Source organism: Halomonas sp. SS10-MC5 (assembly GCF_015992245.1).
Taxonomy (GTDB): Bacteria; Pseudomonadota; Gammaproteobacteria; order Pseudomonadales; family Halomonadaceae; genus Halomonas; species Halomonas sulfidoxydans.
Genome location: NZ_CP065435.1, coordinates 21,723 through 35,837, shown reverse-complemented (window position 1 = coordinate 35,837; position 14,115 = coordinate 21,723). Strand labels below are relative to the sequence as shown.

General features: G+C 69.2%; 13 protein-coding genes and 1 other RNA gene. 7 read left to right on the top strand and 7 right to left on the bottom strand.

Annotated elements, in window-relative coordinates; genetic code table 11:
- Nucleotides 1-4: 4 nt before the first annotated feature.
- A complete protein-coding gene (secB, locus tag I4484_RS00155) occupies nt 5-532 on the bottom strand; it encodes a protein-export chaperone SecB (RefSeq protein WP_197449064.1) in 528 nt (175 codons plus the stop codon).
- Between the two features lie 40 nt (nt 533-572).
- Entirely contained in the window at nt 573-995 is a 423-nt protein-coding gene (locus I4484_RS00150; protein ID WP_197449063.1) for a rhodanese-like domain-containing protein, read from the bottom strand.
- A 323-nt stretch (nt 996-1,318) separates the two neighbouring features.
- Between I4484_RS00150 and gpmI the strand changes: the two genes are divergently transcribed.
- From gpmI to I4484_RS00135, 3 genes are all read left to right on the top strand, one after another.
- Entirely contained in the window at nt 1,319-2,887 is a 1,569-nt protein-coding gene (gene gpmI, locus I4484_RS00145) for a 2,3-bisphosphoglycerate-independent phosphoglycerate mutase (protein WP_197449062.1), read from the top strand.
- Nucleotides 2,888-2,912: 25 nt separating this feature from the next.
- Nucleotides 2,913-4,076, top strand: coding sequence for a murein hydrolase activator EnvC (locus I4484_RS00140; protein ID WP_197449061.1), 1,164 nt, complete (start codon nt 2,913-2,915; stop codon nt 4,074-4,076).
- Between the two features lie 71 nt (nt 4,077-4,147).
- Nucleotides 4,148-5,449, top strand: coding sequence for a S41 family peptidase (locus I4484_RS00135; RefSeq protein WP_197449060.1), 1,302 nt, complete (start codon nt 4,148-4,150; stop codon nt 5,447-5,449).
- Nucleotides 5,450-5,491: 42 nt separating this feature from the next.
- Here the strand turns inward: I4484_RS00135 and I4484_RS00130 are convergent, their stop codons facing one another.
- From I4484_RS00130 to I4484_RS00115, 4 genes are all read right to left on the bottom strand, one after another.
- Nucleotides 5,492-6,736: a UbiH/UbiF/VisC/COQ6 family ubiquinone biosynthesis hydroxylase gene (locus I4484_RS00130; protein WP_197449059.1), complete on the bottom strand. Its 1,245-nt coding sequence runs from the start codon at nt 6,734-6,736 to the stop codon at nt 5,492-5,494.
- Between the two features lie 64 nt (nt 6,737-6,800).
- A complete protein-coding gene (ubiH, locus tag I4484_RS00125) occupies nt 6,801-8,012 on the bottom strand; it encodes a 2-octaprenyl-6-methoxyphenyl hydroxylase (protein WP_197449058.1) in 1,212 nt (403 codons plus the stop codon).
- Between the two features lie 77 nt (nt 8,013-8,089).
- Nucleotides 8,090-9,427 carry a Xaa-Pro aminopeptidase gene (pepP, locus tag I4484_RS00120; RefSeq protein ID WP_197449057.1) on the bottom strand — a complete coding sequence of 446 codons (1,338 nt, stop codon included), beginning with the start codon at nt 9,425-9,427 and terminating at the stop codon, nt 8,090-8,092.
- A 51-nt stretch (nt 9,428-9,478) separates the two neighbouring features.
- Nucleotides 9,479-10,054 carry a UPF0149 family protein gene (locus tag I4484_RS00115; RefSeq protein ID WP_197449056.1) on the bottom strand — a complete coding sequence of 192 codons (576 nt, stop codon included), beginning with the start codon at nt 10,052-10,054 and terminating at the stop codon, nt 9,479-9,481.
- Nucleotides 10,055-10,204: 150 nt separating this feature from the next.
- On the opposite strand from I4484_RS00115, the gene I4484_RS00110 reads away from it, so the two are divergent.
- The 3 genes from I4484_RS00110 (at nt 10,205) to I4484_RS00100 (ending at nt 11,385) form a co-directional block, all read left to right on the top strand.
- Nucleotides 10,205-10,525, top strand: a complete 321-nt coding sequence (locus tag I4484_RS00110; RefSeq protein WP_197449055.1) for a cell division protein ZapA — start codon at nt 10,205-10,207, stop codon at nt 10,523-10,525.
- Between the two features lie 36 nt (nt 10,526-10,561).
- A non-coding RNA gene (ssrS, locus tag I4484_RS00105) (6S RNA) lies at nt 10,562-10,746 on the top strand.
- A 9-nt stretch (nt 10,747-10,755) separates the two neighbouring features.
- On the top strand, nt 10,756-11,385 hold the full coding sequence (locus I4484_RS00100) for a 5-formyltetrahydrofolate cyclo-ligase (RefSeq protein WP_197449054.1): 630 nt from the start codon (nt 10,756-10,758) through the stop codon (nt 11,383-11,385).
- A 364-nt stretch (nt 11,386-11,749) separates the two neighbouring features.
- On the opposite strand, the gene ilvA is transcribed toward I4484_RS00100, so the two are convergent.
- Nucleotides 11,750-13,264: a threonine ammonia-lyase, biosynthetic gene (ilvA, locus tag I4484_RS00095; RefSeq protein WP_197449053.1), complete on the bottom strand. Its 1,515-nt coding sequence runs from the start codon at nt 13,262-13,264 to the stop codon at nt 11,750-11,752.
- A gap of 172 nt (nt 13,265-13,436) precedes the next feature.
- Between ilvA and rpiA the strand changes: the two genes are divergently transcribed.
- On the top strand, nt 13,437-14,111 hold the full coding sequence (gene rpiA, locus I4484_RS00090; RefSeq protein WP_197449052.1) for a ribose-5-phosphate isomerase RpiA: 675 nt from the start codon (nt 13,437-13,439) through the stop codon (nt 14,109-14,111).
- Nucleotides 14,112-14,115 lie beyond the last annotated feature (4 nt).

Genomic DNA, 14,115 nt, shown 5'->3' with positions numbered 1-14,115 from the left:
AACCCTACTGGGTGGTCTGCTCGCCCTGCTGCCGGGCCTGCTCGGCCTCGCGCTTCTTCTTCTGGGCGTAGATCGCCTCGAAGTTGACCGGCGCCAGCATCAGGGGCGGGAAGCCGCCGCGATTGACCAGGTTGTCGATGCACTCACGCGCGTAGGGGAACAGCACGTTGGGGCAGAAGGCGCCCAGGGTGTGTTCGAGCTGCGCGCCCTCGATGCCGCTGATGCGGAACAGGCCGGCTTGCTCGATCTCGGCCAGGAAGGAGGTGGTCCCCTCCTCGCTGTGGCGCACCTGGGCGGTGACCTTGATCGACACCTCGTAGAGATCCTCGCCGACCTTCTGGCTGCTGGTGTTCAGGTCCAGGCCGACCTTGGGCTTGAACGGCTGCTGGAAGACCGCCGGCGAGTTGGGGGCCTCGAAGGAGATGTCCTTGACATAGATACGCTGCACGGCGAACTGGAGCTGCTGCCGGTTCTGCGGATCGGCAGCGGCCTGGTTGCCGCCGGCGGCGTTCTGGCTGTTCTCTTCGGCCATGGGAAAGGTTCCTTTTGCGTGCTTGCGTCTTGTGTATTGGCTATTTCTTGACCACCGGCAGGCCGTCGGCCTGCCACTGCATCATGCCGCCCTTGAGCTTGTAGACCCGCGAGAAGCCGGCCTTGACCAGCTTGGCCACGGTGGTGCCGGAGGCCTGGCCACTCTTGCAGACCACCACGATCGGCTTGTCCTTGACCTTCTCGAGTTCGCCGATGCGCTCGTCGATGCGGCTCTGGGGAATGTTGCGCGCCCCGGCGATGTGGCCGGCCTTGAAGTCCCCCGCCTCGCGGGTGTCCACGATCACCGCGTCCTCGCGGTTGATCAGCTGGGTGGCCTGGCTGGACGAGACGCCGCTGGAGGCGCTGTTGCGGACCTCGTAGGCGATCCAGGCGGTCAGCACCAGGAGGAAGGCGCCCACCAGGAGCGGGTGGTTCTGCACGAATTCGAACAGCTGATCGATCATGGATCCGGCACACTCTTGTTGCGGAAATAGCGAGAATAACGGTCGGGCAGGGCACCCGGAAGGCGAGAGTATACACCATGCGGCAGCCCCCGCGGCATGACCCGCCGGCGATGCGCCGGGACCATGACGCTCGCCTGGCCGTGCGTTATGATGCCGCAAGCCGATACAAGTCGCGACCCCCGTCGTCCAGGCGCCTGTCTCGTGCGGCCCGCAGCCGATACCAGGCCCGCCTCCGCGGCATTCCCAGACCGCCGGACAGGGCGCGGACAGCCTCCCGGACGGCCGACGTCGCGCCCACCACGTTCAAGAGGCCCGCATCCCCCATGACGCCCCAGATCGCCCCACGCCCCGTTGCCCTGATCATCCTCGACGGCTATGGCCACAACCCCGACCCCACCGACAACGCCGTGGCCGCGGCACGCACGCCGAACATGGACCGGCTGTGGCAGGAGCACCCCCATGCGCTGCTGCACACCGACGGCAAGTACGTCGGCCTGCCCGAGGGGCAGATGGGCAACTCCGAGGTCGGCCACATGAACCTTGGGGCTGGCCGGGTGGTGTACCAGGAGCTCACTCGCATCTCCAAGGCCATCGAGGACGGCGATCTCGACACCATCGCCGCGCTGACCGACGCCATCGACGCCGCCGTGGCTGCCGGCCACGCCGTACACCTGCTCGGCCTGCTCTCGCCCGGCGGCGTGCACAGCCACGAGGACCACATCCTGGCCATGGCCGAGCTGGCCGCCCGGCGCGGCGCCCAGCGCATCTACGTGCATGGCTTCCTCGACGGCCGCGACACCGCACCGCGCAGCGCGCTGGCCTCCATCGAGCGCACCAACGCCCGCCTCGCCGAGCTGGTCGGCGCCGACAACGGCTTCGTCGCCTCGATCGTGGGCCGCTACTTCGCCATGGACCGCGACAACCGCTGGGATCGCGTCGAGAAGGCCTACCGGCTGCTCACCGAGGGCGTCGGCGAATTCGAGGCCACCAGCGCCGAACAGGGCCTGCGTGACGCCTACGAGCGCGGCGAGAACGACGAGTTCGTTACCGCCACCGTGGTGCGCAACGGCGAGGGGCCGGCGGCCATCGCCGACGGCGACGCCGCCATCTTCATGAACTTCCGCGCCGACCGCGCCCGCGAGCTGACCCGCGCCTTCGTCGAGGATGCTTTCGACGGCTTTTCGCGTCGCCTGCGCCCGCGGCTTGCCGGCGGCAGCCTGGTCACCCTGACCCAGTACGCCGCCGATATCCCCGCCCCGGCCGCCTTCCCGCCGGCCGACCTGCACAACACCCTGGGCGAGGTGATGGAAAAGCGCGGCCTGACCCAGCTGCGCATCGCCGAGACCGAGAAGTACGCCCACGTCACCTTCTTCTTCTCCGGTGGTCGCGAGGCCGAGTTCGAGGGTGAGACCCGCGTGCTGGTGCCCTCGCCCCAGGACGTCAAGACCTATGACGAAAAACCCGAGATGAGCGCCGAAGAGGTCACTGATCGCCTGGTCGAGGCGATCGATTCGGGCCACTACGACCTGATCGTCTGCAACTACGCCAACGGCGACATGGTCGGCCATACCGGCGACTTCGGCGCTGCGGTCAAGGCCATCGAGGCGGTGGACGCCTGCGTCGGCCGCGTGGTGGAGGCGATCGAGCGTGCCGGCGGCGCCTGCCTGATCACCGCCGACCACGGCAACGCCGAGCAGATGGTCAACCCCGACACCGGCGTGGCGCAGACCGCCCACACCACCTTCGAGGTGCCGCTCATCTACGTCGGCCCGCAGTCGGTCACGCTGCTCGACGATGGCCGCCTGTGTGACATCGCGCCGACGCTGCTGACGATGATGGAGCAGCCGATTCCCGAGGAGATGACCGGCCGGGTGCTGATCGAGCCGGCATGACCAGCGCCTGCGAGCCCGTGCAACCATGAGTCGGCCCTGGTGGCGCCACCCATCGAGAGCCCTGCTGGTGGCTCTCGCCATGCTGCCGGGGCTGATCGGGGACAGTGCGCAAGCCCAGCCCAGCGAACGCGAGGCGCGCGAGCGCCTCGATGCCATCGGCAGCGAAATCCAGGCGCTCAGCCGACGCCTGGGCCAGACGCGCCAGGCCCAGGACGAGGCCAGCCGTGAACTGCGCGAGGTGGAGACCGCGCTGGCCGAAACCCACCGTCGGCTGGACGCCATCCAGGCCGACCGGCGCCGCCTCGCCGACGAGATCGCCGCACTCGAGTCCGCCCGCGACGCACTGCGGGAAGAGCGGGCCGAACAGGTCGAGGCGCTCGATGTCCAGCTCGACGCGCTCTACCGCCTGGGACTCACCCCGCAGCTCAAGCTGCTGCTCAACCAGGACGACCCGGCGCGGCTCGACCGGCTGCAGACCTATCTCAACCACCTGGCCCGGGCGCGCAACGAGCGCCTCGACGAGATCGCCCGGCTCGATGTCGAGCTGAGCGAGAACCGCCGCGAGCTGCAGGCGCGCGGCGAGCGAATGGACGCCCTGGCCGACGAGCTGGCCACACGCAGCAGCGAACTGACCGAGCGCATGGCCGAACGCGAACGCCTGGTGGCCGAGCTGGATGCCCGCTACAGCGACGAGCAGTCGCGCCTGGCGCGACTCGATCGCGACCGCACCGAGGCGGAGCAGGTGCTCGAGCGCGTACGCGAGGAGCTCGCCCGGCTCGAGCGTCCGCCGCCCTCCACCGCCATCGAGCGCACCCGCGGCAACCTGCCCTGGCCGGTCCAGGGCAACGTCGCCTCGGGCTACCGCCGAGACGATGGCGTGCACTACAACGGCATCCTGATCGAGGCCCGCGAGGGCACCCCCGTCGAGGCCGTTCACGCCGGGCGCGTGGTCTTCTCCGACTGGATGCGCGGCTTCGGCAACCTGTTGATCCTCGACCATGGCGACAACATCATGACCCTCTACGCCCACCTGCAGCACTTCAGCGTCGAGGTCGGCGAGGCCGTCTCGCGCGGCGACGCCATCGGCACGGTAGGCAACAGTGGCGGCCATACCACCTCGGCGCTCTACTTCGAGGTTCGCCGCAACGGCGACCCCATCGACCCCCAGGCATGGATCGCACGAAGATGACGAGAGAGATTTCACAAGCCCCGGACCACGGGATATGCTGGACAGCCTCGCCTCGCAACAGCGGAGTTCGCATGTCCTCACGCCTTGCCCGCCTACTGCCCGCACCACGACGCCTGCTGGCGGCGCTGCTGCCGACGGCGCTGCTGGCGCTGCCCCTCGCGCCCTCCGCGGCCAATGCCCAGGCCGAGGCGGCGGACGAGCTGCCGCTGGAGGACATCCAGACCTTCGCCGAGGTGTTCGAGCGCATCAAGCGCGCCTACGTGGAGGAGGTCGACGACAGCACCCTGCTGCGCAACGCCATGCGCGGCATGCTCAGCGAGCTCGACCCGCACTCCGCCTATCTCGACAGCGACGAGTTCCAGAGCCTGCGCGAATCCACCGAGGGCGAATTCGGCGGCATCGGCATCGAAGTGGGCCTCGAGGAGGGCCGCCTGACCGTCATCACGCCGATCGACGACACCCCCGCATCGCGGGCCGGGGTGCAGGCACGCGACGTCATCCTGGCGATCGACGACACCCCCACCGAGCGACTCTCGCTGCAGGAGGCGGTCACCCTGATGCGCGGCGAGCCGGGCAGCGAGATCCACCTGACCCTGCAGCGCAGCGGCGAGGATGCCCCCATCGAGGTCACCCTGACCCGAGAGATCATCCGCACCGAGAGCGTGCGTAGCGAGATGCTGGAGGCGGGCTACGGCTACCTGCGCGTCAGCCAGTTCCAGAACCGCACCGGCGACCAGGTCAACGACGCCATTCGTCGCATGGAGCGTGACGGACCGCTGCAGGGCCTCATCCTCGATCTGCGCAACAATCCCGGCGGCGTCCTGCAGGCCGCCGTGGCGGTGGCCGATGCCTTCCTCGACAGCGGCCTGGTGGTCTACACCGAAGGGCGCCTGCCGGACACCGAGATGCGCTTCTCCGCCAGCCGCGAGACCGCGGCCCCCGACGTGCCGCTGGTGGTCCTGATCAACGGCGGCAGCGCCTCCGCCGCCGAGATCGTTGCCGGCGCGCTGCAGGACCAGCGCCGCGGCGTGATCATGGGCACCGAGAGCTTCGGCAAGGGTTCGGTGCAGCAGGTGCTGCCGCTGGGCAACGGCGAAGGGCTGAAGCTGACCACGGCGCTGTACTACACGCCCAACGGGCGCTCGATCCAGGCGCTCGGCATCGAACCGGACGTGACCGTGGTGCACGGCCGCATCGAGGTGGCCGAGGGCAGCCGCCAGTTGCGCGAGGCCGACCTGGAGGGCCACCTGCGCTCGAGCGGCGAGCCGCGCACCTCCAGCGAGAGGTCCGCCCGGCTGCGCGAGGACTACCAGCTCGGCGAGGCGCTCAACCTGCTCAAGGCCCTCAACGTCCTGGAACGGCGCGCGCGTTAAGGCAGAGCGTGTCCTGGCCCTAGACTCGGGCCGGGACACCTCTCAGCGACAGGAGGCCGGCAGTCGGCCGCGCTCGCCGATCGCCTGGCGCATGAGCAGCCGCTTGACCGGCGTGAGCCGGTCGACGCCGGAGAGGCCGAGGTTGCGCGTCAGGGTGGCCAGCGGGTGGCGCGTGCCGAACAGCAGGCGGAAGCCGTCCATCAGCGCCAGCATGGCGGCGTTGTCGCCGCGTCGGCGGCGGGCGTAGCGCTCGAGCATGCGCGGCTCGCCCAAGGGAATGCCACGACGACGCGCGACGAGGAGCTCCTCGGCCAGCACGGCCACGTCCATCAGCCCCAGGTTGACACCCTGGCCCGCCAGCGGGTGGATGCTGTGGGCCGCATCGCCCACCAGCGCGAAACCCGGCTGCACGTAGCGCTCGGCATGACGCTGGGTCAGGGGCACCGCCAATGCCCGGTCGACCACCTCCACCGCGCCCAGGCGAGCCTCGAAGGCCGCCTCCAGCTCGCTTCCCAACGCCACGGGGGGGAGCGCGGTCAAGCGTGCGGCCTCTTCCGGTGAGGTCGACCAGACGATCGAACAGTAGTGCGCATCGCCCGCGACCGTCAGCGGCAGGAACGCCAGCGGTCCCGACGCCAGGAACACCTGCCGCGCCACGCCGCCGTGCTCGCGCTCGGTGCGCACCGTGGTCACCACCGCGACATGACCGGTATCGCGAGCCTCGACCGCAATGCCCGCCATCTCGCGCAGCGGCGAGCGCGCCCCATCGGCCGCCACCACCAGCGGCGCCGACAGCCGGCGGCCGTCCTCGAGCGCCACCTCGCGCCCCGCCTTCCCTTCGCCCAGCCCGGTCACCCGCGTGCCCAGCAGCACGGAGACCGAGGGCAAGGCGCCCAGGCGCCGCTCCAGCGCCGCCAGGATCACGTCGTTCTCGACGATGTGACCGAGCAGCGGCACGCCGGCCTGTTCCGCCGAGAAGCTCACCTCGCCGCTGCCTTCACCGTCCCACACCTGCATGAAGCGATAGGGGGTCACCCGACGTGCCGCCATCCACGGCCAGGCCCCCAGGCCCTCGAGCAGGCGCTGGGACACCGGCGTCAGGGCGCTGACGCGCATCGCCGGCAGGCCGCTGCCCACCTCGTCGGCCGCCAGCGGCGCAGGGCGCGGATCGAGCAGGGCCACGGCGACCCCCGCCTGGCCCAGCAGCGCCGCCAACGCGGCGCCTACCATGCCGCCCCCCACCACAATGACGTCGTATCGCGTTGTCGGCCCCGCCGTATCCGTCATGGCTTCCTCTCTCGTTTGCGGCCCCCCGCGGAGATGGGGCACGGCCGCTCGTCCCGGCGGCGCTTCAGCGCTCCAACCCCATGGCCCGGCGAGCCAGGCCGCGGCGCAGCGGGCCGAGCAGGTTGAGCCCCACCAACCCCGCCGCCCGGGCATGGGCCAGCAGGGCGTTGTCGATGCCGAACAGGCGCACCAGGCCATCGCTGAAGCGGATCACCTGGTGGCGGTCGACGATGCGCCTGGCCTCGAAGTCGCGCAGCACCAGCATGCTGCCGAGCGGCTCGCCGCCGGCCAGCGCCGGTTCGAGCGCCGCCACCAGGTCGGTCACGCCGCGCAGCGCCAGATTGAAGCCTTGGCCGGCCACGGGGTGGAGCGAATGGGCGGCGTTGCCCAGCACCGCCAGCCCCGGCCGCACGGTTTCCCGCGCGGTGACCAGCGTCAGCGGGTAGGCGTGGCGGCTGCCGACGCGGCGGAAGCGGCCTGCGCGATCGCCGAAGGCCTGCTGCAGCTCGGCCAGGAAGTCGCCGTCGCCGAGCGCCAGCCGGTCCTTCTCCCGCCCCGCGCGGTGGGTCCATACCAGCGCCATCTGCTGCCCAGGCAGGGGCAGCAGCGCAATCGGCCCCTCGCGGGTGAAGCGCTCGTAGGCGACACCGTCGTGGGGCCGGCTCATCTCGACGTTGGCGATCAACGCCACCTGGTCGTAGGGCGCCGCGTCGCTGGCGATGCCCAGTTGCTCCTTGAGCCCCGAGCGGCCGCCGTCGGCCAGTACCGTCAGGCCGGCCCGCAGCGTACAGCCATCGGAGAGGGCGAGTCGATAGCCTTCCGCCTCGGGCTCGATCGTCTCCACGCTGGCCGGGCAGTGCCACTCGATCGGCAGCTCGGCCAGGCGCCGGTGCATGACGCGCCCCATCCAGACGTTGGGGATGACGTAGCCCAGCGCCGGCTGACCGAGCTCGGCGGCGGTGAGGCGGGTCACGCCCAGCCGGCCCCGTTCGCTGACGTGAATGCGCAGGATGGCCGACGCCTGCTCGGCCATCGCCTGCCACAGCCCCATGGCCCGGAAACGCTCCGCCGAGCCCTGGGCGATGGCGCTGGCGCGCGCATCGAAGCTGGGCTGCCAGGGCGCCGCGGCGCTGTCGAGGAGGGGCGCGGCCTCGATTACCGCGACCGACAGGCCGCGGCGCTCGATCAGCGGCGCCAGGGCACAGGCCAGGCTGGCCCCCACCAGGCCGCCACCGACGATGGCGATATCCACCTGGCGATCGACCCGCACGTTCATGCCACCAGGCCGCTGCGACGGCCGTCCATAGCGTAACGTAATTTACGTAATTCCATGAAAGCTATCTCTCCCCCTGGTCAATCCTTGGCCATCAAGGCCTCGATTTCCGCTACCTGCTTGGGAACCTCGGCGGTCAATACCTCGTGCCCCTCGGCGGTCACCGCGACATCGTCCTCGATGCGAATGCCGATGCCGCGAAACTGCCGGGGAATATCCTCGTCGGCCGGGATGTACAGCCCGGGCTCCACCGTCAGGACCATGCCCGGCGCCAGCGGCCGCGGCTGGCCCTCGAGGCGATACTCCCCCACGTCGTGGACGTCGAGTCCCAGCCAGTGCGAGGTCGAGTGCAGGTAGAAGCGCTTGTAGCTCTCGTCCTCGATGCGCGCCTCGACGTCGCCGGCGAGCAGGCCAAGCCGAATCAACCCCGCGGTGAGGTCGCGCACCACGCCGTCGTGGATCGCGGTCAGGGTCGCACCGGGGCGAACCGCCGCGACGGCACGCTCCTGCGCCGCCAGCACCATCTCGTACAGCGCGCGCTGGGCTTCGTCGAAGCGACCGCCGACCGGGAAGGTGCGGGTGATGTCGCCGGCGTAGAGGTCGAACTCCGCGCCGGCGTCGATCAGCACCAGCGCACCGTCATGTAACGGCGCGTTATTCTCGACGTAGTGCAGCACACAGGCGTTGGCACCGCCACCCACGATGCTGGCGTAGGCCGGCCCGCTGCCGCCGTGCCAGCGGAACTCGTGCTCCAGCTCGGCCTGCAGATGGTATTCGGCCAGGCCGGGGCGCGCCGCACGCATGGCACGTCGGTGCGCCAGCGCCGAGATTTGCGCCGCATGCCGCATCAGCGCGAGCTCGTTCTCGCTCTTGATCAGGCGCTGCTCGTGCAGCAACGGCGCCAGGTCGACGTAGCTCTGCGGCGGCCGGGCGCCGCGGCGCGCCCTGGCCGCCAGGCGCCCGCGGACGTCATCGGCCAGCGCCATGGCCTCGCCGTCCTCGAGCAGCAGGTAGAGGGCAGGGCGGCCGTCGAGCAGCGTCTCCAGGCGCTCATCGCGCTCGACGTTCTCGAAGGCCTGGTCGACGCCGTGCTCGCGTACGGCACCTTCGGCCCCCAGCCGGCGACCGGTCCAGGCCTCCAGCGCGGGGTCGCGATCCTGGCAGAACAGCACGCTTTCGCCCTCGCCGCGCCCCGGCAGCAGCAGCAGCAAGGCGTCGGGCTCGGGAAAGCCGGTGAGATAGTGGAAATCGCTGTTCTGGCGGAAGGGGTAGTCGCTGTCGCGCGAGCGGGTAGTCAGGGTAGCGCCGAGCAACAGCACGGCGCTGTCCGCCGGCAGGCGCTGCATCAGCGCCGCGCGCCGGGCACGATATTCGTCGTTGCCGATCGGGGCGGGGCGGGGAAGAGGATCGGGCAGCATCTTGGCTCCTTGCTGGCTACGGAAGGGAATCGGAGAGCCGATTTTCTCGGCCTAGTGGCGAGTGGGCTCGCCGTTCTCCACCTGCGGCTGGCCCGGATGCTGCTCGGTGTAGAGCAGCATCGCCGCCATGCGGGCGTGCTCGGTCAGCGCGAAGAGATCGTTCTCGTTCTCGGCGCTCTCCTCGAGGTCGGTCTCCATGGCGCCCAGCGCCTCGAGGTCGTCGATCGCCTCGCGCAGCGCCTGCGACCAGCCCTGCCGCGGCCCGTCGCCGGCAGCCTCGATCACCTCGAGGAAGCCGAGGGTCCACTCCTGCAGGCCGCGGGCACGCTCGGCCAGAGAGAAGAGATCGTCGGGCAGCAGCGGTTCGTAGTTGAGGCCACTGTCGGCGAGCGCCTCCAGGGTCTGGCGACGCCAGGCCAGCAGCGCTTCGGCGCTCTCGCGATCACGTGGCTGCTCGACGCCGAGACCTTGGCAAACCTCCTCCAGCCAGGCCTCGGCGCCGAGATCGTGCAGCGCCAGCTCGGCGCATAGCCGGCCGTCGAGAAAGGCCGGCGACTGCATGCTGCCATGGGAGAGGAAGAGGTCGGCCAGGGTGGAGAAATCCGGACGATCGTCGATCGGTGACATTGCGGAAAACCTCTTGTCGAATGGCGCTGAGCCGCCTCCGCTGCGTTGACCGCCTGGGAAGGGCTCTCTTATAGTGAATGGCTGAATTGATGTGTCTTGTTCCACCGGATGTTAACGCATCGGGCCGACAAGCCGACACCGGAGCCCGCCATGAGCGACGACGCCAATCGCCCCACCGCACAGGTGACCCTGCTGGGCCGGCACTACGTGTTCGCCTGCAACGCCGGCGAAGAGCGCAAGCTGGAGCGGGCCGCCCGCTATCTCGATCGGGCCATGCAGGGCATCCACTCCCAGAACAACCTGCTCGGCAGCGAGCGCGTGGCCCTCATGGCCGCGCTCAACATCACCCATGAACTGCTCGAGGTGCTGGATACCCGGCGCCACGAGGAGCAGCAGCTCGATCGGTTGAGCGAACGTCTGGAGCAGGCCATGGCGGCGGCGGCGCCGGGTAACATAACTCCTGCCGAATGACGTTGGACCGGCCCGTGAGCTCTGATAGGATAAAGGTGTTCCCTGGGGTGTTGGCCAGTCGTTGAAGTCCCTCGAGCCTATGAGCAATACCCAGGGCGGCCATCGGCTAGCCGGACCCGTGTGCATGTCCGTGCGTCGGAAAGCCTGACGGTTCGGCTGCGGCCACCCACCTTGAACCAAGGGTTCAAGGGCCAGAACGACAGCGGCACTCTGGGGAACTCCACCGTATCATGCATGCCCTGCAAGACCCCCTCGTCAGCGAAGACTTCGCTTCCCGGCGCCAGCTGCGCCAGGCGCTGCGGCATCGCCGCCGTGCGCTGAGCCCGCGCCAGCGCCGACGAGCCGACCTGACCCTGTGCCGACGCCTGCGCCAGCTACCCGAGGTGCAACGCGCCAGGCGCGTGGCGCTCTACCTGCCCAACGATGGCGAGATCGACCCCCGGCCGCTGATTCCCTGGCTGTCCCGCCGCGGGGTTCGCGTCTACCTGCCCGTGCTCAAGCCGCTGTCGGACAATAGCCTGTGGTTCGTCCACTACCATCCCGGCACGCCCATGCGGCGCAACCGCTTCGGCATCCCCGAGCCACAAACGCGCCATGGCGCCCACCGTGCCCGGCGGCGGGCGACCTGGGCGCTGGACCTGATCCTGCTGCCGCTGGTGGGCTTCGACGACCAGGGCCAGCGCATGGGCATGGGCGGCGGCTTCTACGACCGCAGCCTCGCCTTCACCCGGCGCCCCGGCCCACGCCCCACGCTGATCGGTCTGGCCCACGATTGCCAGCGGGTGGATCGCCTGCCGACGGCGCCGTGGGACGTGCCGCTGGACGCCATCGTCAGCGACGCGCGGGTCGTGCGCCCCTGAGCGGCGCTGCCAGTCGCCATGAAAAACCGGCCGAAGCAGGGCTCCGACCGGTTGTGGGATCATCTACTCATGGCACTGTCCGCCGACTCAGCCGCCTGTCAGCGCCTGGGCATAGCCGGTGACCACCACACCAATGCCAAACGCCAGCACCAGTGCCATGACCAGATCGGGCTTACGCTTCATTATTACCTGCTCCCTGACGTTCCCATGATGTGAAGGGCGTCGCAGTCGCCCGCGACAGCGCCGACTATAGGGCTTGTAACGGTTTGATGACAACCGCTTCAAGGCGCGATTACAAAATGAAACCCAAGCCAATTCGGCGCTTTGGCGTAAGTCAACGCTCACCCACCGAATCGTCGGCCGTTCAGGCCATGAATAGGCGATAGGCGTCGTTGTCCGACTCCTTCCAGTAGCGGTAGCCGATCTCGTCGAAGTACTCCTCGACGTGGGCGCGATCGCCGTTGGGCAACTGCATGCCGACCAGCACGCGCCCGAAGGCGGCACCGTGGTTGCGATAGTGGAACAGCGAGATGTTCCAGTCCTGGGGCAGGTGGGTGAGGAAGTTCATCAGCGCGCCGGGTCGCTCGGGGAACTCGAAGCGATAGACCTCCTCGTCGAAGTGCTGCTTGGGCCGCCCGCCGCCGAGATGGCGGATGTGCAGCTTGGCCAGTTCGTTATCGGTGAGGTCGACCACCGGATAGCCCGCCTCGCGCAGCTTGTCGATCACCGACAGCCGGTCCTCGCCACCCGGCTTGACCTGCACGCCGACGAAGATATGCGCCTCCTCGGGGTCGGCGTAGCGGTAGTTGAATTCGGTCACCATGCGCTTGCCGATGGTGCGGCAGAACTTCTTGAAGCTGCCGGGCCGCTCGGGAATGGTCACGGCCAGGATCGCCTCGCGCTGCTCGCCGAGCTCGGTACGCTCGGCGATGTGCTGCAGGCGGTCGAAGTTGGTGTTGGCGCCGGAGTTGATGCACAGCAGGGTCTGGCCCTCGACGCCGGTCTGCTGGACGTACTTCTTGAGCCCGGCCAGCGATAGCGCCCCCGACGTCTCCGACACCGCCCGGGTGTCGTCGAAGATATCCTTGACCGCCGCGCACATCTCGTCGGCATTGACGGTGATGACGTCGTCGACCAGGTTGCGCATGATCTTGAACGGCACCTTGCCGATCTGCGCCACCGCCACGCCCTCGGCGAATACCCCGACCTGGTCGAGGGTCACGCGCTTGCCGGCCGCGAGTGCCGCCTTGAGACAGGCGCTGTCCTCGGCCTCGACGCCGATCACCTTGATGTCGGGGCGCAGGTACTTGACGTAGGCCGCCACGCCGGCGATCAGCCCGCCACCGCCCACCGGCACGAAGATGGCATCCAGCGGGCCGCTATGCTGGCGCAGGATCTCCATGGCCACGGTGCCCTGGCCGGCGATGACGTCGATGTCGTCGAAGGGGGGGATGTAGGTATAGCCGTGCTCGGCCATCAGCTCCTGGGCGTGCTCGGCGGCGGCGGCGAAGGCATCGCCCTTGAGCACCACCCTGGCCCCTCGCGCACGTACCGCCTGGACCTTGATCTCGGGGGTGATGCGCGGCATCACGATGACCGCCTTGACGCCCATCTGCCTGGCCGCCAGGGCCAGCCCCTGGGCGTGGTTGCCGGCCGAGGCGGCGATCACGCCCCTGGCCTTCTGCTCCTCGGAGAGCTGCGCCATCTTGTTGTAGGCGCCGCGAATCTTGAACGAGTAGACCGGCTGCAGGTCCTCGCGCTTGATCAGGATCTGGTTGTTGAAGCGTCGCGACAGGAAGGGAGCCGGTGAGATCGGCGTTTCACGTGCGGCCTCGTAGACGTGAGCCTGGAGGATCTTCTTGACGGTAGCTTCGAGCATCCTGGTGTCCCGGAAGGAAAAGTGGCGCAGAGGGGCGCAGCGCCTGCTGCACTGCAGAGAACCCCTATAGGTAGCATCTCCGTCGCCCCGTCGTCCAGCGAACGCGTCGGCAGGCGGCGTCGTCTGGCCTATAATGGCGCGGCATCCGCCACCCATCGACAGCGAGCACGACATGACCCAGGACGAACTGAAGGACGCCGTGGCCGCCGCCGCCATCGCCGAGATCGAATCGCGGCTCGAGCGCGACACCATCCTCGGCATCGGCACCGGCTCCACCGCCAATCTGTTCATCGACCGTCTGGCGCGGCTGCGCCACCACTTCCAGGGCGCCGTGGCCAGTTCCGAGGCCAGCGCCGAGCGCCTGCGCGGCCATGGTATCGAGGTGTTCGAACTCAACAGCGTGGGCACGGTGCCCTTTTACATCGACGGCGCGGACGAAGTGAACGCTCACTTACACATGATCAAGGGCGGCGGTGCGGCCCTCACCCGCGAGAAGATCGTGGCCGCCTGCGCCGAACGCTTCATCTGCATCGCCGATGGTTCGAAGAAGGTCGAGCGCCTCGGCGCCTTCCCGCTGCCGGTGGAGGTGATCCCCATGGCGCGCTCCTATGTCGCACGCGAGCTGGTCAAGCTGGGCGCCGATCCGGTCTATCGCGAGGGCGTGGTCACCGACAACGGCAACCAGATCATCGACTGCTACGACTTCATGATCGACGACCCGGTGGCCATGGAGGCACGCCTCAATGCCATCGTCGGGGTGGTCACCAACGGCCTGTTCGCCGCGCGCGGTGCCGACGTGCTGCTGCTCGGCACCGAGCGGGGAGTGGAGCGGCTGACGCCGGCCTGACGCC